Here is a 22,497-nt window from a genome sequence, read left to right as displayed (position 1 = left end):
CTACGGAAAAGGGCAAGACGATCGACGCGGTGTGGTCGGGAACCTGGGTGGCCGAGCGGCTGGGCGTACGCCTGGAGGAGGCGGGCGACCCGGGCTCGCCACGGCTGGACGAACTGCTCGGGCTGGCCCTGCGGCGCAACCCGAAGCGGGCCCACCTGCTCGTCTCGCAGGTGCTGGGCAAGCACGTCCCGCAGTCCCCGCGGGCCGTGTACGCCGCCGGGCACGGGCTCGGCGAGCGGGTCCGGGCCCTGCTGGGCGACGAGGCCGCCGCCGCGGTGGTCCTCGGGTACGCCGAGACGGCGACCGGGCTCGGGCACTGCGTGGCCGACGGCCTCGGAGCCGCCCCCTACCTGCACTCCACCCGCCGCCCGGTGCCGGGGGTCGAGCCCGCCGGCGGGTTCGAGGAGGCCCACTCGCACGCCACCTCGCACCTGCTGCTGCCGCAGGACCCGAAGCTGCTGGCCGGCAGCGGACCGCTGGTCCTCGTCGACGACGAGTTCTCCACCGGCAACACGGTCCTGAACACCATCCGCGACCTGCACGCCCGTCACCCCCGCGGGCACTACGTGGTCGTCGCCCTCGTCGACATGCGCTCCCCGGCCGACCGCGAGCGGCTCACCGCCTTCGCCGCCGAGATCGGCGCGCGCGTCGACCTGATCGCGCTCGCCTCCGGGACGGTGCACCTCCCCGAGGGGGTCCTGGCCAAGGGACAGGCACTGGTCGAGGAGCACGAGCGCCAGGGCGCGGGCGCTCCGGCTCCCGGCGCTCCCGCCGGGGCTTCCGCCCCCGTCGGGCGGGTCGTGCTGGAGTGGCCCGCCGGGGTCCCGGACGGCGGCCGGCACGGGTTCACCCCCGAGCACCGCGCCCGGCTCGAAGCGGCCCTGCCCGCGCTGGCCCGGCAGCTCGCCGACGCGCTCGGAGCCGAGCCCGGGCGGGTCCTCGTACTCGGCAACGAGGAGCTGATGTACGCGCCGCTGCGCCTCGCGCGGGCCCTGGAGGAATCCGGGGCCGCGGCCGAGGTCCGCTTCTCGACCACCACCCGCTCGCCCGTGCTCGCCGTCGACGACCCCGGCTACGCCATCCGCTCCCGGCTCGTCTTCCCCGCCCACGACAGCCCCGCCGACGGGCCCGGCGACCGGTACGCCTACAACGTCGCGGACGCCGGCTTCGACACCGTCGTCGCCGTCGTCGACAGCCACGGGGACACCGGTGCACTGCACGGCCCCGACGGGCTCCTCGCGCGCCTGGCCCCGCACGCCGGCCGGGTCCTGCTCGCGCTCGTCCCCTCGTACGTCCCCGCCCTTTCCCGTGGCGTTTCCTCCGACCGGCGGGAGCCGATCATGCCCGAGCCGATCCTGTCCGAGCCGCTCCGCGGACCCGCCTTCTCCTCGTACGCCCCGGAGGACTGCGGCTGGCTGCTCCAGGACCTCTCCGGCGCGGCGCTGGAGGCCCCGACCGAGGAGCGCGAGGAGGCCATCCAGGCGGGCGGCGCGCACTACGCCGAGTCGCTGCCCGTCGAGTACCAGCCGTCCCCCCAGTACCAGGAGCTCTACCGGAGCGCGCTGACCGCGTCCGCCGCCCGTATCGCCCGGGCCGTCGGCACGGTCACCGAGACCGTCCTCGCCGAGCGGTCCCCCTCCCCGGTCCTCGTCTCGCTGGCCCGCGCCGGCACCCCCGTCGGTGTCCTGATGCGCCGCTGGGCCCGGGCCCGGCACGGCCTGGACGTGCCGCACTACGCCGTCTCCATCGTGCGCGGCCGCGGCATCGACCCCAACGCCCTGCGCTGGCTGGCCGCCCACCACGACCCCGCCGACATCGTCTTCGTGGACGGCTGGACGGGCAAGGGGGCCATCACGCGGGAGCTCGCGGCGGCGCTGGAGGCCCATCGGGAAGCAGGGGGCCCGGGCTTCGACCCGGAGATCGTGGTCCTCGCCGACCCCGGTTCCTGCGTGTCCACGTACGGCACCCGCGAGGACTTCCTGATCCCCTCCGCCTGCCTCAATTCCACCGTTTCCGGACTGATATCGCGTACGGTCCTCAGGTCCGACCTGGTCGGGCCCGCCGACTTCCACGGCGCGAAGTTCTACCGCGAGCTCGCCGGAGCCGATGTCTCCACCGGCTTCATCGACACCGTCGCCGCCCACTTCGAAGAGGTGGCCGAGGCCGTCGACGCCGAGGTCAAGGAACTCCTCGCCGCCGACCGCACGCCCACCTGGGAGGGCTGGGCGGCGGTCGAGCGGATCAGCGAGGAGTACGGCATCCACGACGTGAACCTGGTCAAGCCCGGCGTCGGTGAGACGACGCGGGTGCTGCTGCGGCGCGTGCCGTGGAAGATCCTGGCGCAGCGCGGCGCCGGGGCGGACCTGGACCACGTACGGCTGCTCGCCGAGCAGCGGGGCGTGCCGGTGGAAGAGGTCGACGGGCTGCCCTACACCTGCGTAGGACTCATCCACCCCCGCTTCACGCGTGGCGCGACCGGCGCCGACGGAAAGGCCGTGACCTCCAAGTGACTGTCCTGGTAGCCAGTGATCTCGACCGCACGCTCATCTACTCGGCGGCCGCGCTCGGCCTGACCATGCCCGACCCGGTGGCCCCGCGGCTGCTGTGCGTCGAGGTGCACGAGAGCAAGCCGCTGTCGTACATGACGGAGACGGCGGCGGAGCTGCTGGCCGGGCTGACGGCCGATCCCGCGGTGGTCTTCGTACCGACGACGACCCGTACGCGCAAGCAGTACCAGCGCATCCGCTTCCCCGGGCGCCCGGCGCCGTACGCGATCTGCGCCAACGGCGGGCAGCTGCTGGTGGACGGGGTCCCGGACCGGGACTGGCGGCGCGAGGTGGCGGCGCGGCTGGCGCAGGAGTGCGCTCCGCTGGAGGAGGTGCACGCGCACCTGCTGGCGACGGCGGACCCGGCGTGGCTGCGCAAGGCACGGATCGCGGAGGACCTGTTCGCGTACCTGGTCGTCGAACGCGACCTGGTGCCGCCGGAGTGGGTCAAGACGCTGGCGGAGTGGGCCGAAGGGCGCGGCTGGACGGTCTCCCTGCAGGGCCGCAAGATCTACGCCGTGCCGCGTCCGCTGACGAAGAGCGCGGCGATGCGCGAGGTGGCCCGCCGTACGGGCGCGACCACGACCCTCGCCGCCGGCGACTCCCTGCTGGACGCGGACCTGCTGCTGGCGGCGGACGCGGCCTGGCGGCCGGGGCACGGGGAGCTGGCCGACGCGGGCTGGACGGCGCCGACGGTCACGGCCCTGGCGGCGGCGGGCGTGCTGGCGGGGGAGGAGATCGTGCGGGCCTTCGCGGAGACGGTGGCCCGGGAGGGTGTCAGGCCGGCCGGCGATGTCGGCACACTGGGCGCATGACCAAGGGCAACAGCACCAAGATCACCGATGAGTTGTACCGCTACGTGCTCGACCACAACCCTCCGCTGGACACGGTCCAGCGGGGGCTGGTGGCGACGACGTACGAGAAGTTCCCGGACGTCGCCGGCATGCAGTCCGCGGAGGAGCAGGGGCCGCTGCTGGCCTTCCTGGTCCGGCTGACCGGGGCCCGGCACATCGTCGAGGTCGGCACCTTCACCGGCTTCTCGACCCTGTCGATGGCCCAGGCCCTGCCGGCGGACGGCGTGCTCGTCGCGTGCGACGTCTCGGAGGAGTGGACGGCGTACGGGCGCGAGGCCTGGAAGGAGGCGGGCGTCGCCGACCGGATCGACCTGCGGATCGCCCCGGCGCTGGACACGCTGCGCGCCATGCCGCAGGAGCCGCACATCGACATGGCCTACGTGGACGCGGACAAGGAAAGCCAGATCGCGTACTGGGAGGAGCTCGTTCCGCGGCTGCGCCCGGGTGGGCTGATCGTCACGGACAACACGCTGTTCCACGGCAGGGTCCTGGACGAGTCCGCGACGGGCTCGGCGGCGGGAGTCCGCGCGTACAACGAGCACGTCGCGGCGGACACCCGCATGGAATCGGTCCTGCTGGCGATCTCGGACGGCCTCACCCTGTCGCGCAAGCGCTAGGCGCCACGCGGTAGGCGCTTAGCAGCAGCCTCCACCACCGCAGCAGCCCCCGCCGGACGGGGCGGGGGCGCTGCTGGTCCCGCCCACGGCGACGGCGGAGAGCAGCTTCACGGTGTCGGCGTGGCCGGCCGGGCAGTCGGCGGGAGCGGACGACTCGGCCATGGGCCGGCTGACCTCGAAGGTGTCTTCGCAGGTCCGGCAGCGGAATTCATAACGAGGCATGGCCCCAGGCTACCCACGCCGGGCGGGGCGGCCTAGAAACCGTGACTGAGCCGGGCGGCGGCAGCCGCGGCCCGGTCCTCCCGAGCGGCCTGCTCGGGGTTGCGGGCCCGCCAGTACGGGTTGTCGTGCGGCAGGGCGCTGCCCACCCGCCCGTACATCCCGAACCACATCAGCATCACGCCGACGACGAAGCTGAACAGCACGTTCTGGATCTTGAAGGCCAGGAAGTTCACCCCGGTGTCCAGCAGGGCCAGATTCACGAACCCGCTGGCTATGAAGGCCAGCCCCAGCACGATGTTGAGGGTGGAGGCGAAGTTCCCGCCGATCACCATCCCGACGAAGAGCAGCAGCCCGATGCAGATCGACAGCACGCTCAGCGCGCCGTTGGTGTTCAGCGCGAGCACCGTGGCGCCGCCGGTGTCGAAGAACCCGATCCGGTCGATCAGCCCGAGGATCCCGAAGGCGACCAGCAGCAGCCCCATCAGGCCCGCGCCCACCCGGTACACCTGGCTGAGCTTGTGGTCGGTGGGCAGGTGCTCGTCGAGCCGGGTGTTGACGGGACGCGCGATGCGCCGCACCAGGTAGGGGACGTGCGGTGCGGGGAGCTCGATCGGCCCGTGGGCCACGTACGGCGCGTAGTTCTCGTGGGCCTCGTGGCACCCGTAGGCCGCGTGCGGCGCGGTCGCGGGGGGTGCGCTCGTGCGGGGTGCGTCGGGCGCACGAGAGGTGTGCGAAGTGTGGGCAGCCATCACGCCCTCCTAATTCCAGCCACCTCCAGCATCCGCCGATGCCCCCTCCGCGACAAGCGCGGCGACAAGCGCGGCGACAAGGGCGGCGACAAGCGCGGCGACAAGGGCGGCGACAAGCGCGGCCCTCATCGACTTCAGCCGCTCCCACGCCCGCCGCGGATATCGGAGACGACCCGTCCCACGTCTCCCCGCACCTGCTCCATCTCCTGAAGGAAGTGCCAGTAGTCGGGATGCCGCTCCTCCAGCCCGGCGAGCGCCCGCTCCATCCGCGCCACCGACTCGTCCAGCGGCCGCGCGTGCCGCGGATCGGGCACACTGCGGCCCTCCATCGCCAGCCGCTGCGCGTCCCGGATCGCGAACCGGGTCCGCTGCACCTCCGCCTGCGGGTCCCGCGCCACCGCCTCCAGCCGCGACAGCCGGTCCTGCGCCGCCGACACCGCCTCGTCGGTGGCATCCAGCGCACCCCGGACCGACTCGATCAACGCCGCCACGTCCGCCCAGCGCTGCTCCTCGCGCGCCCGCGCGGCTTCCTTCAGCTGCTCCTCGGCCCGCGCCACGTCCCGTACGGCCTGATCCGGCACGTGCTGCAGGTCCTGCCAGCACGCGGCACTGAACCGCCGGCGCAGCTCACTGAGGACCGGATCCACCCGGTCCGCCCGATTGCGCAGCGCCTGCGCCCGGGTCCGCAGGCTCACCAGACGCCGGTCGATCTCCGCGGCCCGCTCCGGGAGCCGCGCCACCTCGGCCCGTATCGCCTCCGCGTCCCGCAGGATCCGGTCGGCGCGCTGGATGGTCTCCTGCACCCCGTGCTGCGCGGCGCCCTGGTTCAGCAGGGTCAGTTCGGGCCCGAGCGCGGCCAGCCGCGCCGCGAACTCGTCGGCCCGCATCCCCTTGCCCCGTACGTCGTCCAGCGCCGTGCTCGCCGCGAGCAGCGCGGCCCGGGCCCGCTCCCGCGCGGGCGCCACCCGGGCCAGCTGCGTCTCGGCCTTGTCCAGCAGCGGCTGCAGCCCCTGAGCGAAACGGTCCAGCTCGCCCTTGACCCGGACCAGCTCGTCGCGGGCCCGCGTCAGCTGCTCCCGCGCCCGCGCGGCGACGGACCCCTCCAGGTCCACCCGGTCAAGGTCGTGCGCGTCGACGGCCTCGATGTACACATGGCTGACCTGGTCGATCCGCTCCCCGAGCGCGGCGAACCCCTCCCCGACCTGCCGCGCCGCGGGCGACCCGTCGGCGGCCGCGATGGTCTCGATGGAGATCCGCAGATCCCGCTGCGCGGTGTCCAGCTCGTAGAACGCGGCCGCGGCGGCATCCTTCGCCGCCTGCGCATCCGCCCGCCGACTCTCGTCCCGCCCGCCGAACCACCGGCGGGATGCCGTCGTCACAATCCCTCTCCCGTACCGCCTCCGCCATGCCCCGGTCCATTCTCTCCCACGGATGCGGGTTTGCGTGGGGGGTGCGCCTGCCATGTAGGCTGTCCACTCATCCACGGGTGTGTAGCTCAGGGGTAGAGCGCTGCTCTTACAAAGCAGATGTCGGCGGTTCGAAACCGTCCACGCCCACCAGTACAAAGGCCCCCAACCGATCACGGTTGGGGGCCTTTGGCATGGGTGCCCGGGCCTTGCGCTCCTGCTGGGTTGTGCTGGATCGGGGGCAACTGGTGGTCGGGGGTGCGTGGTTCGTTGTTGCGGGAGGCTTGACCGGGGGTTGAGGGGGCGTGGGATCGTCGGGGGATGGGCGAGTGGGTGGTGGGGGGTGTCGGGCTGCTGGCGGTCGTGGCCGGCGGCGTGGCGTACGTCGTACTGGACCGGGTGGCCAGGGAGGGGTTCGAGCGGCGGCGGGATGCGGAGCGGGCGCGGTTGCTGGCTCAGGTGGCGGAGCCCGAGGGCGTTGCGGGGGATCCGAAGTACGCCGATGTCGGGGGGCTGCCGGCGGCCCGGCGCGGCGGGCACGGGGACGCCGAGTTCACGTCCGTGCTGGTCGAGTACTACGCGTACGGGCTGACGCAGGCGCGCAGCAGCTTCGTCACCAGCCAGCGGTTCGCCGGGGCGGGCGCCGCCATCCTGCTGCTCGGGGTGGCGCTCGCGGTGTGGAAGGCCGAGACCAGCGGGGAGCTGTACCTCGGGGTGGTCACCAGCTCCGTGGGACTCGTCATCACGCTCGTCGGGCAGCTCTTCCACCGGCGGGCTGACATCGCCCTGCGGCACATGGCCGACCAGACCGCCTCCCTGCGCGAGGACCGGCGGGCCGCCGCTGCCCTGCAGCAGGCCGCCGAGCTGCTGGAGGAGGTCGCTGATCCGGTGTTGAGGGCGCGGCTGCAGGCGGGTTTGATCATGAAACTGTCCGGCGCCGAGCTGCCTCAGTAGCGGGATAGTGGGTGTATGTGCCGTTCCATTAAGACCCTGCGCCCGCCCGCCATCCCCGAGAAGGCCACGGAGGAGGAGATCCGCGCCGCCGCGCTGCAGTACGTACGGAAGGTGTCCGGGTTCCGGGCGCCCGCCGCGCACAATCAGGAGGTCTTCGAGGCAGCCGTCGAGGCGATCGCCGAAGCGACGCGGGACCTGCTGGACGGTCTACAGGTCAGAGGCGCGGTCTCCGTCACCGCCTAGGTGTCCTGGTCATGTTCCTGTTCCTCAGATCAGGCGGGAGCGGCGGCGGAGGATCCAGATGCCCGTGCCCAGTGCGCCTGCGGCCAGTGTGCCGCCCAGGGCGATCTGGCCGGGGCTCATCTCGCCGATGCTGCCGCCCAGCCCGCCACGGGCAGCCCCGGTGGTGACCTGGAGGGAGACGGTGACGCGCTGCCCGCCCGAGCCGCCGCATTCGAAGGTGACGGTGTGCGCCCCGGAGTTGGCGTTGCTGAAGACGGTGGCGCTGCCGAAGAGGTTGGTGGCCTCCAGATTGCCGGGGGTCAGGCGTACGTCGCCGAAGGCGCTGGACGAGGCCGTGCCGGTCTTGGTCCCGCAGCCGGTGACGTTCAGGCTGACCCGGGCTCCCGGCGCGACGGCGGTGGGGGACACGCCGGCGGACGGGGAGGCGGCATGGGCCACGGTGACGGGAGTGGCCGCGGCGAGGACGAGGGTCGCGGCCGCGACCCTTGCCAGGAGGCGGCGGTTCGACGGCTGGGCGAGCGGCGTGGCGGGCATGGAGTGAACTCCTCGGGCTCCTCGAAACGGCGCGGCCAGGGCACGGATGTGACGCGGATTCGGTTGTGCGCCGTGCTGTGGACGCTAGGAGCCCGGGCCCGGGGCGGCGATCGGGGCCGGGTGAACGGGTGAGCCGCTGCTCCACCCGAGGGATCCAGGCGGTCGCTAGGCCGCCGGGGCCGCTGTCGGGGCGGGGCGCCGGATGACGAAGGCCGCCAGGGCGCCCGCGGCGAAGAGGGCGATCACGGAGACCGCCGTGCCGAGCCAGGTCGCGCCGAGCCACTGGGTGCCGAAGTACCCCAGGGCCACGCTGTACCCGGCCCAGGCCATGCCCGCCAGCACCGACCAGGGCAGGAACTCCATGACCTTGCGGTGGGTCTTGCCCGCGCCCAAGGAGACCACCGAACGGCCGGCCGGGGCGAAGCGGGCGACCACCACCAGGGCGCCACCGCCGCGGGCCAGGGCCGTACCCAGGCGCTCCTGGGCGCGGGTCAGCCGACGGGAACGCGCGATCGCGCGGTCCAGCCGGGCCCCGCCGCGCCGGGCCAGCCGGAACGCGGCCATGTCACCCAGTACCGACGAGGTCGTGGCGATCACCAGCAGCGCGAGGATGTCCGGCACCTGCGCCGGAACCGCCACCGGCACCGGACCGGCCGCACCGGCGGCCGCCGCGGCCGCCGCAGCCGTGATCACCAGAACCCCGCTCGGCAGCACCGGCAGGAAGACGTCGAGCACGACGGACACCGCCACCACGGCGTAGATCCATGGGCTCGCGGTCAGCGACCCCAGAGTCTCAAGCAAGGCGGGACTCCCCAGTCCGGTTGACGTGCTGCGGCATGAAGCGCCGCGACGTCGCGGGGGAGCGGCAGGAGCGGCTTGACAGCCACACAGCGTACGCCTGGCGTTGGTGCGCCGTATGTCCGGGGGTTGCCCGGGTGCACAGTGTGTCAGCTCGGGCTGTCGGCTCCCTCCGTGCCGCCCGGCCCCTCGTATTGCGCCCGGCCGCCTTGCGTTGCTCGATTGTTCCGTCCGTCGCGTTCAGTCCGGCGCGCTCAGTCCGCCGACGTCAGCTCCCGGTCCAGGACCGTCACCAGCCTGGCGGCCCTCTGGCCTGTCTTGCCCGTCTTGTCCGCCTGTCCCTTCCGGCCCTTGTGCGCCTGGTCCAGCCGAAGCCGGGCCGAACGACCCGCCAGCGCCAGCGTCATCAGCTGGTTCCCGAACCACGGCCCGCCCGTACGCCGCCAGCTCAGCGGCGGCCGACCCGTCCGCCCGTGCCGGGAGAAGCCGCGCCCCAGCCACCGCCCCGTCCGCGACCAGCCCAGCCGGAAGCCCCACTTCACCGCCGTGTGGATCGAGTTGTGCACCGGCGAGCACGTCAACTGGAACACCCGCGCCGTACTGGGTATTCGAGGCTCGGCCACGTACGCGTGATGCACGTCCCCGGACAGCACGCACACCGTTGCCGGCGCCCGCGGCCCCGTCCCCACCTCCTCGATCAGATCGCTCAACGCCGCGAACGAAGCCGGGAACGCCGCCCAGTGCTCCAGATCGCTGCGCCGCCGCAGATCCTCACCGATCCGCGCCCACCGCGCCCCCCGCTCGCCGCGGCACAGCGCGGCGTTCCACGCCTCCGCGTCATGGATCAGCGGCGGCATCAGCCACGGCAGCGACGACCCGATGAGGAGGTGGTCGTAACCACCGTGCCCGGCGAGGGCGTTGTCGCGGAGCCACTGCTGCTCGGCGGGGTCGAGCATCGCCCGCCCGTCCTCGGCGAGCACCCGCGCCGCCCGCGTGTCCACCATCAGCAGCCGAGACCGGCCGAAGTCGCGCCGGTAGCTCCAGCGCACCGAGCCCGGATCGGCGTCGGCCGCGGCGGCGAAGGCACGCAGCGCATCCGTACCGTCCGGGGTCTCGCGTACGGCCCCGTACAGCAGGTCGGCAGCGAGCTCGGCCGGCGAGAGATTGCCCAGGTGCTGGTACACCCAGTACGACATCAGCCCGCTGAGCACGCGCTCCTGCCACCACGGCGTCGCCCGCATCTCCGCCAGCCACGCCGCGCTCGTGTTCCAGTCGTCCACGACGTCGTGGTCGTCGAATATCTGCAGGCTGGGGACGGTGGACAGCAACCAGCGGATCTCGGGGTCGAGCCAGGACTCGTAATACAGCCGCGTGTACTCCTCGTAGTCCGCGACCTGGGCGCCGGGAGGCTCCCGCAGATCCCGCCGGGCCGCGAGCCACTGTCTGGTCTCCTGCGACAGTTGGTCCGCGTACACCTGGTCGCCCAGCAGGAGGAGCACGTCCGGCCGCACCTCATCCGGATCGGCGGCCAGCCGCGCCGCGAGCGTGTCGAGGGCATCCGCACCATGCGGCCCGTGCCGGCCGGCCGGCGGCGCGGCCTGCCGGCACGACCCGAACGTCAGTCGCAGCCCCGGGGCCGGCCGACCGGCTGCGGCCACGGCGGGCGTGGTGATCGTGCTCGGGGGGAAGGCGGTGCCCGGCAGTGGCCAGACGCGCATGCCGTCGAGCAGTACCTCGTACGCCGTCGTGCTCCCCGGGGCCAGGCCGGTCACCGGCACCAGCGCGTAGTGGTGCCCGGCGATCTGGAAAGTGCGCACGCTGCCGCCGGCCCCGTCGGCGCACCGCACTTCGGCCGTACACGGGCGGTCGGCCTCGACCCATATCGTGGCCGAACCGCCCGTGTCCCAGTCGACGTAGCGAAGCAGCGGCCCCAGACGCAATCCGGCCATGCAACTCCCCCTCCTCCGTAGCCCCTTCGATCACGGTACGACGGGGAAGGGGGGCCCGGCCTCCCCCTGGCGGGGGAGAGGCCGGGTGAATGGGTGAGTTGGTGGGCGGGCGGGTGTCAGCAGCCGTTGAGGATGCCCACCAGGGCCGACTTCTCGCCGGAGTCCATGCTCAGACCCCAGTACTGCTTCACTTCGACCCACATCCGGGCGTAGGTGCAGCGGTAAGCGGTCCGCGACGGCAGCCACTTGCCCGGGTCGAGGTCGCCCTTGGCCTGGTTGACGTTGTCCGTGACCGCGATGAGCTGCGGGCGGGTGAGGTCGTTGGCGAACTGCTGGCGCTTGGACGTGGTCCATGCGCTTGCCCCGGAGCGCCAGGCCTCGGCGAGCGGGACGACGTGGTCGATGTCGAGGTCGGCGGCGTTGGTCCAGGTGGCGCCGTCGTACTCGGAGTACCAGCTGCCGCTCACCGCGGCGCAGGAGGAGTCGGTGACGACGCCGACGCCGTCGCGCTTCAGGACGGTCTCGCGGGTGTTGCAGCTGCCGGAGACGGTGCTCCAATGCGGGAAGAGGCTGCGGCTGTATCCGCTGAGGGATCCCTCCGTCTTCGGCGTGACCGTGGCGAGGTAGGAGCGGGCGGCCGCGGCGCTGATGGGGGTGGGCGGGGCGGCCTGGGCGACGGGCGCGTTCACGAGGGAGGTGAGGGCGGCGAGGGTCGCTGCTGACGCGAGCACGCCAATTCGACGCGCGTAGACACCGGGTATGAGGGCCTTGAGGGCCATGAGGGGCTCCCTGAATGTGGGGGTTTGTGGCCGGTCAGCCCCGAAGGGGCGCGGCCATGGTGGCGGCGCCAGGTTGCGTGGCGGCGGGCGCAAGGTTACGGGCTTGCGACATGACCATGCCACGTGTGGGACGGACAACTGCCCTGCATTAAGCGGAAGTTGTTCTTCCGGGAGGGAGGGGGAGGGGCGTGTGGGGCGTGTGGGGTGAGTGGGTGTCGTTACTGCGGGACCACGGGACCAAAGGCCTATTCCGGGGCGCGGCGGCCGTCGCGTATTCTGTGGAGTGCAGAAGGGGAGTAGCTCTTCGCCGGACCGTCGACATACTGCTGGGTCACCCCAGCCGGCGCCCGGAGGCAGGTCGCACGCAGCGGCCGGCCAGCGAGACCTTCGGCCGCAGTGTCCTGTTCTTGTTCATCTGCACCCGTCCACGGCGGGTGCGTGGACGCAGTCAGGCGCCGCCGAGCCGAAGCGACCCCTGAAAAACCCCAGGTCTCTCGGTATCGATGGCGTCCTGCCCGACCGATTGAGGTTCCGCCCCGTGTTCAGCAGTACCTTCAGCATCACCGTCACGGCGATCGCCTTCGGAGTCGTCTTCCTCGCGGAGCTCCCCGACAAGACCGCCCTCGCCGGACTGATGCTCGGCACGCGCTACCGCGCCTCGTACGTCTTCGCCGGCGTCGCCGCGGCCTTCGCCGTGCACGTCGCACTCGCCATCGCCGCGGGCAGCGTGCTCACCCTGCTCCCGCACCGGCTCGTCCAGGCCGTCGTCGGCGTCCTCTTCCTCGCGGGCGCGGCCATGCTGCTCCTGAAGAAGAGCGATGGGGACGAGGAGGTCAAGGCACCTGCCGACCAGTCCTTCTGGAAGGTCTCCGGGGCCGGATTCATGCTGATCCTGGTGGCCGAGTTCGGTGACCTGACCCAGATCATGACCGCGAACCTCGCAGCGCGGTACGACAACCCCGTTTCGGTCGGCATCGGCGCCGTCCTGGCCCTGTGGGCGGTCGCGGGCATCGGGATCCTGGGTGGGAAGACGCTGATGAAGTACGTGCCGCTGCGCCTGATCACGAAGGTCGCGGCGGGCGTGATGGCGGCGCTGGCCGCGTTCTCGCTGTACGAGGCGATCGCGGGCTGAGGGATTGCCGGGGCGGCGGGCCGGGATGTTCCCTTGTGGGAGGCGTACGTACGGGGGCACGCTCGCGGGCGTGATCGATAACGGTGACTCCGCAGGCGTGCCCGGGGCCGAGCGGCGCTTCGGCTGGTCCAACATGTTCGTCCACCCCGATGAGGACACCCGCACGGACGGTGGGTTCCAGGGCGAACGCGCCGTCCTCGTCGGCTACCTGCGCGATCAGCGGCTGACGCTGGAGCTGAAGTGCGCCGGGCTCGACGCCGAGGCGATGGCGCGAAGAACGGTGGAGCCGTCGAACCTGTCCCTGCTGGGGCTCGTACGGCACTTGGCGGGGGTGGAGCAGTACTGGTTCCGCCAGGTGATGGCGGGCGAGGACGTACGACGTCACTATCGGACGGCGGAGGATCCGGCGGCGGACTTCACTGGAGCGGTGGCCGACCCGGCGGTGGTCGCGGACGCGTGGGCCACGTGGCGGGCGGAGGTCGCCTTCGCAGAACGGGTGGTGGCTGAGGCCCCTGGGCTGGAGGTCGCGGGCGACTGCGGCGGAGAGCCGATGGAGCTCCGCGAGGTCCTGGTCCACATGATCGAGGAGTACGCCCGCCACAACGGCCATGCCGATTTCCTGCGGGAGCGGATCGACGGCCGGGTGGGGCAGTAGGGGGAGGGGTGGGCGGGGCGGGGGCTGTCGGCTCGGGGTCGGGTGAGGTCGGTCGGGGTGCCGGGGTCGGGGCCCCCTGGTTCGGGGTCGGGAGAAGTCGACCGGGATGCCGGGGTCGGGCTCCCCTGGTTCGGGGTCGGTGGTGTGTCCGGGGGCGTCCCGTCAGTCCACTGTCCTTCCGTGTCGGGTCGGTCCGTCAAGGGCGCTCACTTCGTTCGCGTCGCTTCGCGATGGCCTTCGGCCACCCTTGACCGACCGCCCCGCCCCGGAATGCCATAAGACTGCCGGGAAGCCCCCGAAGGAATGGCCGGGAGGTTCACGTTCCAATAGAGCCCCCGGAGATGCCGACCAGCACCCCCAGCAGTCAGGAGTTCCCCTCCCGGGACCACCAGGCCCGCCCGGTGACGGGGGCGCGGGGACGGCAGGGCCCCCGGAAGGGCCCACAGACACCCTTTCCGCACTCCGGCAGGCCAACCTGCACCGGACAGCGGCGAGACGGCCATGCCGTGCCAGTTCGCGGCGGATCGCTACGCGCTTCGCCCGGCATAGCGTCCGACGACCGCCTTGGGCTGGACATAAGCCGCCCACGCACCGCAGGTGAGCGGCCTACCGGCGCCTGCACGTCGTTAGTGGCCGCCAGACGACGTCCGTGGGCGGGCTTTCCGGCGTCTGCACGCCGCTGGGGGCTGCAGACGACATCCATGGCCGGGCTCTCGGGCGTCTGCACGCCGTTGGTGGCCGCCAGACGACGTCCGTGGGCGGGTTTTCGGGCGTCTGCACGCTCTCTGGGCTGGAAAGAGGGCGAGAGGGGGCGGAAAAGGGGTGTGGGGGAGTCTGATGCCGGGTTTCTCAACCTCCGACTCCGGCAAGGCCCTTTGAGGGTCCGGATTGGCCGCCAAAAGGGACAAATGACCTGCTGTCGCAGGCCAACGGCCCTCCATGCCGGCCGTGGGCGGCTTATGTCCAGCCACAGGCGGTCGTCGGACGCTATGCCGGGCGAAGCGCGTAGCGATTTGATGCGCATCCCGCCCGACCGGGACGGGATGGGCATCTCGTCGCTGTCTGGTGCAGGTTGGGCTGCCGGGGTGCGGGAAGGGGTGCACGGTGCCCCTTGGAGAGGACGGCTGAACCGGGTGGTGAGATCGGCATCCCTGAGGGACCCGAACCTGGACCTGTCCCCCGGACCGCACCGGAAGGACAGTGGACTGTCGGGAAACCCCCGGACTCCCTCTGATGCCGAGTCGGCGGACCCTGCCGGTCCCGCCTCCGCGGTCCGGCTCAGGCCTCCGGCGTCAGCGTCAGCTGGATCGAGCCGTCCGGGGTCGTGGTCACCCGGATCGATGTCAGGTCGGGGACGTGGGCCGTCGGGGCGTGGGCCGCGGCTCGGGGGCCTATGCCGATCACGCGCATGCCCGCCGCCAGGCCCGCGGCGATTCCTGCTGCCGAGTCCTCGAAGACGATGCAGTCGGCGGGGTCCACGCCGAGTTCGGCGGCGCCCATGAGGAAGCCCTCGGGGTCCGGCTTGCTGGCCTTGACGGACTCGGCCGTGACCCGTACCTCGGGCATGCGCAGGGCGGCGGCGGTCATCCGGGCCGTGGCCAGGGCCGCATCGGCCGAGGTGACCAGGGCGTGCGGCAGCCCGTCGATCGCCGCCATGAACTCCGCGGCTCCGCCGATCGGGACCACGCCGTCGGTGTCGGCGGTCTCGCGGGCGAGCATCTCGGTGTTCTCGGCGTAATTGAGCTCCACCGGGCGCTCCGGCAGGAGGATGGCCATCGTGGCGTAGCCCTGCCGGCCGTGGACGACCTTGAGCGCTTCCTCCGGATCCAGCCCGTGGGACACGGCCCAGTCGCGCCAGCAGCGCTCGACCACCGCGTCCGAGTTGACGAGGGTGCCGTCCATGTCCAGGAGCAGGGCCTTGGCGGTGAGGACGGCGGGTGCGGTGGTCGTGGTGCTGGTGGTGCTGGCCGGCATCGGCGGTGCTCCAGACGGGGCGGGAAAGAGAACAAGCGGTTCCGCCCACCGGTCAGGGGTTGCGGGCGGAACCACTTTGTTCCTACACGATACAAAACCAGAGGCGGTCCGCGCCACTCCGCCCCGGACACCCTGCGAGCGATCAGCCCGTGCCCTCCAGAGCCCGTCGGGTCTCCGGACCGTAGACGCCCCAGTCCTCGTCGATGCTGTTCTGCCACTGGAAATCCGAAACCGCGTTCTCCGTACGGTCGTCGAACCTTCCGTTGATCTTTCCCCGGTACAGCCCCCGCCCTGCCAGGAGCCGCTGCATCTTCTCCACCTCCGGGCCCGAATCCCCGTACCTCAGCGTCGGTGCCTTCGGGGGCGGCGGAGGTGAGCTCGGCGCGCGGCTCGTGCTCGCCGACGGGGTCGGGGACGCGGGCGCCGAGCTGCGGGAGGCGGATGGCGAGGCGGAGGGTGATGCCGACTTGGAGGCGCGCGGCGACGGCGAAGCCGAGGCGGAGCGGGAGGGGCTGTGCGTGGCCGTCGGCTGCGTGGGGCCGGCCGGAGCCACGCTCGCGGCGGGCGCCGACGGCTTGGCGTCCAGCAGGACGGTGTCGCTGTCGCCGGAGCGCGGGAGCATCCCCAGTGCCAGGGCCGCGGTGCCCACGGCGACCACCGTGCCGGCGCCGGCCAGGATCGTCGGGAGCCGCCGTCGGCCGGTGGCGCCGGACCGCTTCTCGGGGCCCCTGCCCCTCCCCCCGGTCACGCCCCCGTCTCCGGACCGGGCGCCGGCTGCCGGGTCGGCCGCCCCGAGCCGGATCGTCTCGGCCGGCCAGCCCGCCTGCGGCGGGGAGTCCGGCCAGGCCACGGGTATGCCGTACGCCGGGGTGTCGTCCCCCGGCGGTGTCTCCGGCCCCCGGGCGTACCCGCCCGGGGCGCCGGCCACCACGCCCCGCACCAGTTGCGTGGGCGGCGGGTCCTCGGACTGACGCGGCTCGGGGAGCGTCACGTACGGACGGACACGCAGTGGCTCGAAACCGGCCCCCGGCGCGCACCCGCAGTCGACGCCCACGGCGTCGCATTCTGGACAGCGCTCAGCGCTCACTGGAATCCCTCCCTGGCCATTGCCTGCGATTATGCAGACCCTCCGGGGTCCGCCCAACCCGCCCGAGAGGCCATATCCGGCCACACCGCTCAGGATGGACATGTTGATCCGGCCCGAGGAGGAGCGGATGGCTCAGGATGTGACCAGGGACGCCGCGGAACCCGTTCCCGACCCGCACCGGTCCGGCCCCACCGCCGAGCACGCCTCCCGCGAGGTCCTCGTCTCCATCGGCGCCCTGCTGCTCGGCCTGCTGATCGCCGCCCTCGACCAGACCATCGTCTCCACCGCCCTGCCGACGATCGTCAGTGAACTGGGCGGGATGGCGCACCTGTCCTGGGTCGTCACCGCGTACATTCTGGCCTCCACCGCCGCCACGCCGCTGTGGGGCAAGCTCGGCGACCAGTACGGACGCAAGAAGCTGTTCCAGGGCGCCATCGTGCTCTTCCTCATCGGATCGGCGTTGTGCGGGATCGCCCAGGACATGCCGCAGCTCATCGGGTTCCGCGCCCTGCAGGGCCTGGGCGGCGGCGGACTGATCGTGCTGTCGATGGCGATCGTCGGCGACATCGTCCCGCCCCGTGAGCGCGGCAAGTACCAAGGCCTCTTCGGCGCCGTCTTCGGCGCGAGCAGTGTCCTCGGACCGCTGCTGGGCGGTCTGTTCGTCGACAACCTGTCCTGGCGCTGGGTCTTCTACATCAACATCCCCATCGGTCTCGTCGCGCTCGTCGTCATCGCCGCGGTCCTGCACATCCCCGTGCGGCGGGCGAAGCACACCATCGACTACCTCGGCACGTTCGTCATCGCCTGCGTCGCCACCTGCCTCGTGCTCGTCGCCTCCCTCGGCGGGACCTGGGGCTGGGGCTCGACCCGGATCGTCGGCCTGGCCGTCCTGGGCGCGATACTGCTCGCCGCCTTCCTCTTCGTCGAGCGGCGGGCCGTCGAACCCGTGCTGCCGCTGGGACTGTTCAGGATCCGCACCTTCACCCTCTGCTCGGTGATCAGCTTCGTCATCGGGTTCGCGATGTTCGGCGCGATGGTCTACCTGCCGACCTTCCTCCAAGTGGTCCAGGGCATCTCGCCCACCATGTCCGGCGTCCACATGCTGCCGATGGTGCTCGGCATGCTGATCTCCTCCACCGCCTCCGGCCAGATCGTCAGCCGCACCGGACGGTGGAAGGTCTTCCCGATCGCGGGCACGGGCGTGACCGCGATCGGGCTGCTCCTGCTGCACCAGTTGGAGCGCACCAGCAGCACCTGGGAGATGAGCATCTACTTCTTCGTCTTCGGCACCGGACTGGGTCTGGTCATGCAGGTTTTGGTATTGGTCGTGCAGAACTCCGTCAGTTACGCCGACCTCGGCGTCGCCACCTCCGGCGCCACGTTCTTCCGCTCCATCGGCGCCTCCTTCGGCGTCGCGATCTTCGGCACGGTCTTCACCAACCGGCTCGACGGCAAGCTCGCCACCGCCTTCACCGGGCTTCCGGTGCCGCCCGGTACGGCCGCACTGGTCGAGGCCGACCCACGGGCCATCGGACGGCTGCCCGCCGCGCTGCGGCCGCGCGTGCTCGACGCGTACGCCTCCTCCATCACCGACGTGTTCCTCTACGCCGTGCCCGTCGTCCTCGTCGCCTTCGTCATCGCCTGGTTCCTCAAAGAGGACGTGCTCCGCGGCTCGGTCACCGCGCCCGACGTCACCGAGACCCTCGCCTCCAACCCCGTCCAGCGCTCCTCCCACGACGAGGTCGCCCGCGCGCTGACCGTCCTCGGCACCCGCGAGGGCCGCCGCCACGTCTACGAGAAGATCACGGAGAAGGCCGGCTTCGATCTGCTGCCCGCGGCGAGCTGGCTGCTGCTGCGGATCAAGAAGTACGGCTCCGCCGAGCCCGCGATGCTCGCGGAACGGACCACCGTGCCGTTGAAGGTGATCACAGACGCCGCCCGCCAGCTCGAAGAGTGCGGACTGGCCGTACGGGACGGACTGCCGCTGGTCATGACCGACCGCGGCCGGGAGACCGCCGGGAAGCTGGCCGACGCCCGCGAGGAGTCGCTCGCCGAACTGCTCGGCGACTGGTGGGGCCCGGACCGGCCGACCGACCTGGTCAAGCTGGTCAAGGAGATCAACGCGGAGCTCTGCGGATCCGACGCCGAGGAGCCCTTCGACGCCGCGGCCCGCCGCGACCACGCCGCGCCCTGAGAAATACGGGGGTCCGCGCCACGTATCTCTGCATTCTTGGCTGTGCCGAGATGTTCGAGCTGGGGGGCGCGGATGTGGTCGGTGGCCTCTCGCCGCTGCGCTCGCGGCGCACAGCGGGATGATCCGGCTTGCCCTTCCAGGGCAAGGAGCTCGCACCCGCCTCCGGCTGACACCGTCCCGAGCCGGGCATCCGGTGCGTCAGGTCAGGACAGGGGCTTCTCGAACCAGTGTTCCGCGTACTGGCCCGCGTTGTACGCCGGTATCTCCCTGTAGCCCTGTCGCGCGTACAGGGCGCGGGCCTCCACCAGGTCCGAGCGGGTGTCGAGGCGGATCCGCCCGGCGCCCAGTGCGCGGGCCGCCGCCTCAAGGGCCGTGAGCAGCGCCGCCCCGCCGCCGGTGCCGCGGGCGCGCGGGTCCACGTAGACCCTCGTGAGCTCGGCGGTGACGGGGTCGAGCAGCCGTATGCCGCCGCAGGCCCGGGGCGTCCCCTCCAGCCGGCCGACCACGAAATGGCCCGTCGGCGGGACGAGCCCGTCGGCCGGGTCGTCCCGTAGGCCCTCGTCGATCTCGGCCTCCGTGGCGGCCCGTTTCCAGTACCGGCCGGCGACCTCCGCGTAGTACGCACGGCGCAGCGCGGTGGCGTCCGGTGTGGCGAAGTGCTCGGCGGCGACGGTCCAGTTGCCGGCCGCGACGGTGGTGGATCCGGTGCTCGTGCTGTTGATGTCCATGGCGCCATTGTGGAGTCCGTGCGCATCCCGTCGCGTGGAATATCCACAGGTGCGGGCTGATGATAGGAAAAGATGCCTATCTCTCAGACGGAGGGCGTGATACGCCATGTCCGAGCACCCTGACGCTGCACTCATCCGCCGCGGCTACGAGGCCTTCGGCAAGGGCGACATGGAGACGCTGGGCACGCTGATGACGGCCGACGTCATCCACCACGTGCCCGGCAGCAATCCCCTTTCGGGGCACCACAAGGGCCGTGAGGCCGTCCTCGACCTCTACCGGCGGTTCGGCACGGAGACGAACGGCACCTTCCAGGTCGATCTGCACACCGTGCTGGTCGACGGGCGCGGCCACGGCATGTCCTTCCACACGGCGCGTGGCGACCGCGGCGACCACGGGATCGAGATCCAGGAGGGCCTCTTCTTCACGATCGTCGGCGGGAAGATCAGCGACATCGACGAGTGCACGCAGGACATCGACGAGGAGGACCGTTTCTGGGGCTGATCCGGCAGCCCCGGCCCCGCCGGCAGCCCAGGCAGCCCAGGCCGCCCCGGCCTCCTCGCCCCGCCCGGCCGCGCTCCGTAGCGCGGCCCCCGCTCAGCCCTGCGGCTTCGGCGCCGCCTGCTGTACGACCTCGAACGACCACACCGCAGACCCCGAGGCCGCCGGCTTGGGCCGCTCACCCGAGCCCGGGCCCCCGCCCTGGTGCGCCGCCTTCATGGGCCCCTCCATCCACGCCTGGAAGTCCTCCTCCGACCGCCACCGCGTGTACACCAGGTACTGGTCCGTGCCCTCCACGGGACGCAGCAGCTCAAACCACTCGAACCCGTCCGAACCCTCCACGGCACCCGCCCGCGAGGCGAACCGCTGCTCCAGGACTTCCCGCTGCTCGGCGGGCACGGTCAGGGCGTTGATTTTTACCACGCTAGGCACATGACACCTCTCAGGAAACACAGGCCGGGCACTGCACCTAGCCTTGACCACGTGCGAGCAGTCTCCTACATCCGTCAGTCAAAGCGCCGTGAGGACGATTCCCAGGCGTCCCCTATGGCGCAGCGCGACCGATGCGCGTCACTCATTAGCTCGAAAGGGTGGAACGACGCGGGCCACTTCGAGGACGTCGGCAAGTCCGGATGGGACCCGAGCATCCACCGTCCGGGGTTCGAGGAGATGATGACGGCCGTGCGCGGCGGGCACGTGGACGCCGTTGTCGTCTTCTCTCTGTCCCGCCTCACTCGCCGTGGCGCGCTGGAAGCCATGCGGATCATCGAAGAGCTGGAATCGCACGGTGTCCGGCTGGTCAGCGTCGAAGAGCCGTACCTCGACACGTCCACCCCGGTCGGTGTCGGAATCCTCGCCATCATCGCGGGGCTGGCGCAGCAAGAGTCCGACATGAAGTCGGCCTACGTCTCCGCCACCAAGGACACGCTCCGGCGGGCCGGTAGCCACGTGTCCGGCGTCGCCCCGTACGGCTTCACGACGGAGCGGGGGACCAGGGGCAAGCTGTCCGTCATCCGGCTCGTCCCAGACCCCGTAGAAGCCCCGCACGTCCGCGATATGGCCAAGTGGGCGGCAGGCGGCGTGTCCGCCTCGCAGATCGCCAAGCGGCTCAACGAGGAGGGCGTGCCCACCAAGGCTGAGTCCCTGGGAGAGGCGGGGATAAAGAGGCTTGCCGCGCGGCGTGCTCGGGCGGTCTCGGAAGCCGTGGACCGGCCAGCGTGGGTGTCCTCCACTGTGCTCCGCATCCTGCGGGACCCGCGCCTTGCCGGGTACGCGATCGAATGGCAGGGGCGCGTACTGCCGACCAAGGATGCTGACGGCAATCCGGTCCCGGGCAAGACGGGCAAGCGCGTCATCCTCCGTGACGAGGATGGGCAGCCGGTCCAGACGCATGACGCGCTGATCCCCGCTGAGGAGTGGTGGCTACTACAGGACGTGCTCAACGGGCGCACACAGACCGTCGTGCGTGCCGGGCGACGCGTTCCCACGTTGCTTGCCGGTCACGGGCTGCTGTTCTGCGACGTGTGCGGCTCCGTCATGGTCGCTGACCGCCGGGCGGAAAAGCTCTACTACAAGTGCAACCGGGCCGGGGGAGTCGTGGCCGGCCATGGCGGTCTCGTCATCGGCCAGGAAGCGGCGGACGACCAGACCGCACGCCGAGTGTGGGCGCGCCTGACCGCCATGGACCCGGACGACCCGGAAGAGCTCGAATGGCTCGCTGAGGCGTCACGTCGATTCGCCAAGCAGCAGGACACGTCCCAGCGGGACGCTGAACGAGCGGCCGTGCGCGCCGAACTGGAGCACGTACGGGAGTCCCGCCGCATCCTGCACATGGACCGGTTGGCAGGTGTCTACGACGACAAGACCGGCACACAGATGTTCCAAGAGTCGATGGCGCGCCTGACTGCCCATGAGGAACGCACGGCGGAACGGCTTGCCGAGTTGGACGCGACGGAAACCCAGACGATCGAGATTCCCAACGAGTGGACCGGCGTGGACGGAGACCCGATCGGAGAGGGGTCCACGTGGGCAGCGTGGGACCTCAAGACGAAGCGGGAGTTCCTGGCGCTGTTCATCGACTCGGTGAGGATCGCCAAGTCTGTGGGCAGGGGCCGGAACGCCAACACGCTTGACCGCGTGATCCTGCGGTGGGCTGAGTCTCCGGAACCTGCGGGCGCTTGAGCCTGCCTGAGTGCCGTTCACGGCCCGTTGCTGGGGAAACCTGGTGGCGGGCCGTTCGGCGTTCCTGGCAGCGTGTGTGACCTGCGGGGTTGCTGTCAGTGGCTCCGCCTACGGTCGGGGGCGACGTCGGACTTCGGTCACGGTTTCGTCGGGGGAGTGGTGGAACGGCGTTGACGGGGTGGGTCTGGGTTTCCACTGCCTTGCTTCTTTGGGGGCTGCCCGGGACCCCGTCCTAACCCTTGTGGTTACTGGCTTGTAGCGCTCCCGTACCAACGCTTCATGATCAACAAAAATGAAAGAGGGGGTGCCGCTTGACTGCCCTTGAGGAGTCCCGCGCCACGTGTTCAGAATGCCTTGGCCCCCGTCCCCGCCCGGATCGTGCGACCTGTGGTGCGC

At 71.6% G+C, this 22,497-nt stretch carries 21 protein-coding genes and 1 tRNA gene; 11 read left to right on the top strand and 11 right to left on the bottom strand.

The window, feature by feature from the left end; genetic code table 11:
* The first annotated feature begins 20 nt into the window (after positions 1–20).
* Genes OG509_RS12770 through OG509_RS12760 form a run of 3 tightly spaced genes read left to right on the top strand, consistent with a single transcriptional unit; the run spans position 21 to position 4,017 of the window.
* Positions 21–2,510: a phosphoribosyltransferase gene (locus tag OG509_RS12770; protein WP_406187562.1), complete on the top strand. Its 2,490-nt coding sequence runs from the start codon at positions 21–23 to the stop codon at positions 2,508–2,510.
* The gene (locus tag OG509_RS12765) at positions 2,507–3,361 is read left to right on the top strand and encodes an HAD family hydrolase (protein WP_406182581.1); all 855 of its coding nucleotides are present in this window, start codon (positions 2,507–2,509) and stop codon (positions 3,359–3,361) included. Before OG509_RS12770 ends, OG509_RS12765 begins: the two co-directional genes overlap by 4 nt.
* Entirely contained in the window at positions 3,358–4,017 is a 660-nt protein-coding gene (locus OG509_RS12760; protein ID WP_406182579.1) for an O-methyltransferase, read from the top strand. Before OG509_RS12765 ends, OG509_RS12760 begins: the two co-directional genes overlap by 4 nt.
* Positions 4,018–4,035: 18 nt before the next feature.
* Here the strand turns inward: OG509_RS12760 and OG509_RS12755 are convergent, their stop codons facing one another.
* From OG509_RS12755 to OG509_RS12745, 3 genes are all read right to left on the bottom strand, one after another.
* On the bottom strand, positions 4,036–4,239 hold the full coding sequence (locus tag OG509_RS12755) for a zinc ribbon domain-containing protein (protein ID WP_030160452.1): 204 nt from the start codon (positions 4,237–4,239) through the stop codon (positions 4,036–4,038).
* 32 nt (positions 4,240–4,271) lie between these two features.
* On the bottom strand, positions 4,272–4,988 hold the full coding sequence (locus tag OG509_RS12750; protein ID WP_406182576.1) for a DUF4383 domain-containing protein: 717 nt from the start codon (positions 4,986–4,988) through the stop codon (positions 4,272–4,274).
* 134 nt (positions 4,989–5,122) lie between these two features.
* Positions 5,123–6,367, bottom strand: coding sequence for a hypothetical protein (locus OG509_RS12745; protein WP_406182574.1), 1,245 nt, complete (start codon positions 6,365–6,367; stop codon positions 5,123–5,125).
* A gap of 105 nt (positions 6,368–6,472) precedes the next feature.
* On the opposite strand from OG509_RS12745, the gene OG509_RS12740 reads away from it, so the two are divergent.
* From OG509_RS12740 to OG509_RS12730, 3 genes are all read left to right on the top strand, one after another.
* Positions 6,473–6,547 (top strand) — tRNA-Val (locus tag OG509_RS12740).
* 168 nt (positions 6,548–6,715) lie between these two features.
* Positions 6,716–7,348 carry a hypothetical protein gene (locus OG509_RS12735; protein WP_406182573.1) on the top strand — a complete coding sequence of 211 codons (633 nt, stop codon included), beginning with the start codon at positions 6,716–6,718 and terminating at the stop codon, positions 7,346–7,348.
* A gap of 15 nt (positions 7,349–7,363) precedes the next feature.
* A complete protein-coding gene (locus tag OG509_RS12730) occupies positions 7,364–7,591 on the top strand; it encodes a DUF2277 domain-containing protein (protein WP_053688407.1) in 228 nt (75 codons plus the stop codon).
* Between the two features lie 24 nt (positions 7,592–7,615).
* Here OG509_RS12730 and OG509_RS12725 read toward each other — a convergent pair whose 3' ends face one another.
* The 4 genes from OG509_RS12725 to OG509_RS12710 form a co-directional block, all read right to left on the bottom strand.
* The gene (locus OG509_RS12725) at positions 7,616–8,125 is read right to left on the bottom strand and encodes a hypothetical protein (protein WP_406182571.1); all 510 of its coding nucleotides are present in this window, start codon (positions 8,123–8,125) and stop codon (positions 7,616–7,618) included.
* Between the two features lie 165 nt (positions 8,126–8,290).
* Positions 8,291–8,926, bottom strand: a complete 636-nt coding sequence (locus OG509_RS12720; protein WP_406182569.1) for a DedA family protein — start codon at positions 8,924–8,926, stop codon at positions 8,291–8,293.
* 251 nt (positions 8,927–9,177) lie between these two features.
* A complete protein-coding gene (locus tag OG509_RS12715; protein ID WP_406182567.1) occupies positions 9,178–10,872 on the bottom strand; it encodes an alkaline phosphatase D family protein in 1,695 nt (564 codons plus the stop codon).
* A 116-nt stretch (positions 10,873–10,988) separates the two neighbouring features.
* On the bottom strand, positions 10,989–11,633 hold the full coding sequence (locus tag OG509_RS12710) for a DUF1524 domain-containing protein (RefSeq protein WP_406187561.1): 645 nt from the start codon (positions 11,631–11,633) through the stop codon (positions 10,989–10,991).
* Positions 11,634–12,189: 556 nt separating this feature from the next.
* On the opposite strand from OG509_RS12710, the gene OG509_RS12705 reads away from it, so the two are divergent.
* Both OG509_RS12705 and OG509_RS12700 read left to right on the top strand, forming a co-directional pair.
* On the top strand, positions 12,190–12,783 hold the full coding sequence (locus tag OG509_RS12705; protein WP_133898149.1) for a TMEM165/GDT1 family protein: 594 nt from the start codon (positions 12,190–12,192) through the stop codon (positions 12,781–12,783).
* 133 nt (positions 12,784–12,916) lie between these two features.
* Positions 12,917–13,438 (top strand): DinB family protein, encoded by a 522-nt coding sequence (locus tag OG509_RS12700; RefSeq protein WP_406187560.1) that lies wholly within the window; start codon positions 12,917–12,919, stop codon positions 13,436–13,438.
* Between the two features lie 1,278 nt (positions 13,439–14,716).
* On the opposite strand, the gene OG509_RS12695 is transcribed toward OG509_RS12700, so the two are convergent.
* Entirely contained in the window at positions 14,717–15,412 is a 696-nt protein-coding gene (locus OG509_RS12695; RefSeq protein WP_406182565.1) for an HAD-IA family hydrolase, read from the bottom strand.
* A gap of 142 nt (positions 15,413–15,554) precedes the next feature.
* Positions 15,555–16,403, bottom strand: coding sequence for a peptidoglycan-binding protein (locus OG509_RS12690; protein WP_406182563.1), 849 nt, complete (start codon positions 16,401–16,403; stop codon positions 15,555–15,557).
* 223 nt (positions 16,404–16,626) lie between these two features.
* Here OG509_RS12690 and OG509_RS12685 point away from each other — a divergent pair, with 223 nt between their 5' ends.
* Complete coding sequence (locus OG509_RS12685) at positions 16,627–18,693, top strand: DHA2 family efflux MFS transporter permease subunit (protein ID WP_406187558.1); 2,067 nt, start codon at positions 16,627–16,629, stop codon at positions 18,691–18,693.
* Between the two features lie 203 nt (positions 18,694–18,896).
* Here OG509_RS12685 and OG509_RS12680 read toward each other — a convergent pair whose 3' ends face one another.
* Entirely contained in the window at positions 18,897–19,421 is a 525-nt protein-coding gene (locus OG509_RS12680; protein ID WP_406182561.1) for a GNAT family N-acetyltransferase, read from the bottom strand.
* 106 nt (positions 19,422–19,527) lie between these two features.
* On the opposite strand from OG509_RS12680, the gene OG509_RS12675 reads away from it, so the two are divergent.
* A complete protein-coding gene (locus OG509_RS12675) occupies positions 19,528–19,923 on the top strand; it encodes a nuclear transport factor 2 family protein (RefSeq protein WP_406182559.1) in 396 nt (131 codons plus the stop codon).
* A gap of 93 nt (positions 19,924–20,016) precedes the next feature.
* Here OG509_RS12675 and OG509_RS12670 read toward each other — a convergent pair whose 3' ends face one another.
* Complete coding sequence (locus tag OG509_RS12670; protein ID WP_406182557.1) at positions 20,017–20,352, bottom strand: antibiotic biosynthesis monooxygenase family protein; 336 nt, start codon at positions 20,350–20,352, stop codon at positions 20,017–20,019.
* On the opposite strand from OG509_RS12670, the gene OG509_RS12665 reads away from it, so the two are divergent.
* Positions 20,353–22,101: a recombinase family protein gene (locus OG509_RS12665; RefSeq protein WP_406182556.1), complete on the top strand. Its 1,749-nt coding sequence runs from the start codon at positions 20,353–20,355 to the stop codon at positions 22,099–22,101. It begins immediately after the preceding gene.
* Positions 22,102–22,497 lie beyond the last annotated feature (396 nt).

This window comes from Streptomyces sp. NBC_01006, from assembly GCF_045162725.1.
Lineage (GTDB): Bacteria > Actinomycetota > Actinomycetes > Streptomycetales > Streptomycetaceae > Streptomyces.
Note: the sequence above shows the minus strand (reverse complement) of the source record. Positions and strands in the feature narration are given on the sequence as shown.

Coding starts and splice junctions, on each gene's coding strand:
- OG509_RS12680 (WP_406182561.1), bottom strand. CDS start 19,421: ATGGACATCAACAGCACGAGCACCGGATCCACCACCGTCGCGGCCGGC.
- OG509_RS12730 (WP_053688407.1), top strand. CDS start 7,364: ATGTGCCGTTCCATTAAGACCCTGCGCCCGCCCGCCATCCCCGAGAAG.
- OG509_RS12760 (WP_406182579.1), top strand. CDS start 3,358: ATGACCAAGGGCAACAGCACCAAGATCACCGATGAGTTGTACCGCTAC.
- OG509_RS12750 (WP_406182576.1), bottom strand. CDS start 4,988: ATGGCTGCCCACACTTCGCACACCTCTCGTGCGCCCGACGCACCCCGC.
- OG509_RS12715 (WP_406182567.1), bottom strand. CDS start 10,872: ATGGCCGGATTGCGTCTGGGGCCGCTGCTTCGCTACGTCGACTGGGAC.
- OG509_RS12700 (WP_406187560.1), top strand. CDS start 12,917: ATGTTCGTCCACCCCGATGAGGACACCCGCACGGACGGTGGGTTCCAG.
- OG509_RS12735 (WP_406182573.1), top strand. CDS start 6,716: ATGGGCGAGTGGGTGGTGGGGGGTGTCGGGCTGCTGGCGGTCGTGGCC.
- OG509_RS12695 (WP_406182565.1), bottom strand. CDS start 15,412: ATGCCGGCCAGCACCACCAGCACCACGACCACCGCACCCGCCGTCCTC.
- OG509_RS12665 (WP_406182556.1), top strand. CDS start 20,353: ATGACACCTCTCAGGAAACACAGGCCGGGCACTGCACCTAGCCTTGAC.
- OG509_RS12685 (WP_406187558.1), top strand. CDS start 16,627: ATGGCTCAGGATGTGACCAGGGACGCCGCGGAACCCGTTCCCGACCCG.
- OG509_RS12755 (WP_030160452.1), bottom strand. CDS start 4,239: ATGCCTCGTTATGAATTCCGCTGCCGGACCTGCGAAGACACCTTCGAG.
- OG509_RS12725 (WP_406182571.1), bottom strand. CDS start 8,125: ATGCCCGCCACGCCGCTCGCCCAGCCGTCGAACCGCCGCCTCCTGGCA.
- OG509_RS12675 (WP_406182559.1), top strand. CDS start 19,528: ATGTCCGAGCACCCTGACGCTGCACTCATCCGCCGCGGCTACGAGGCC.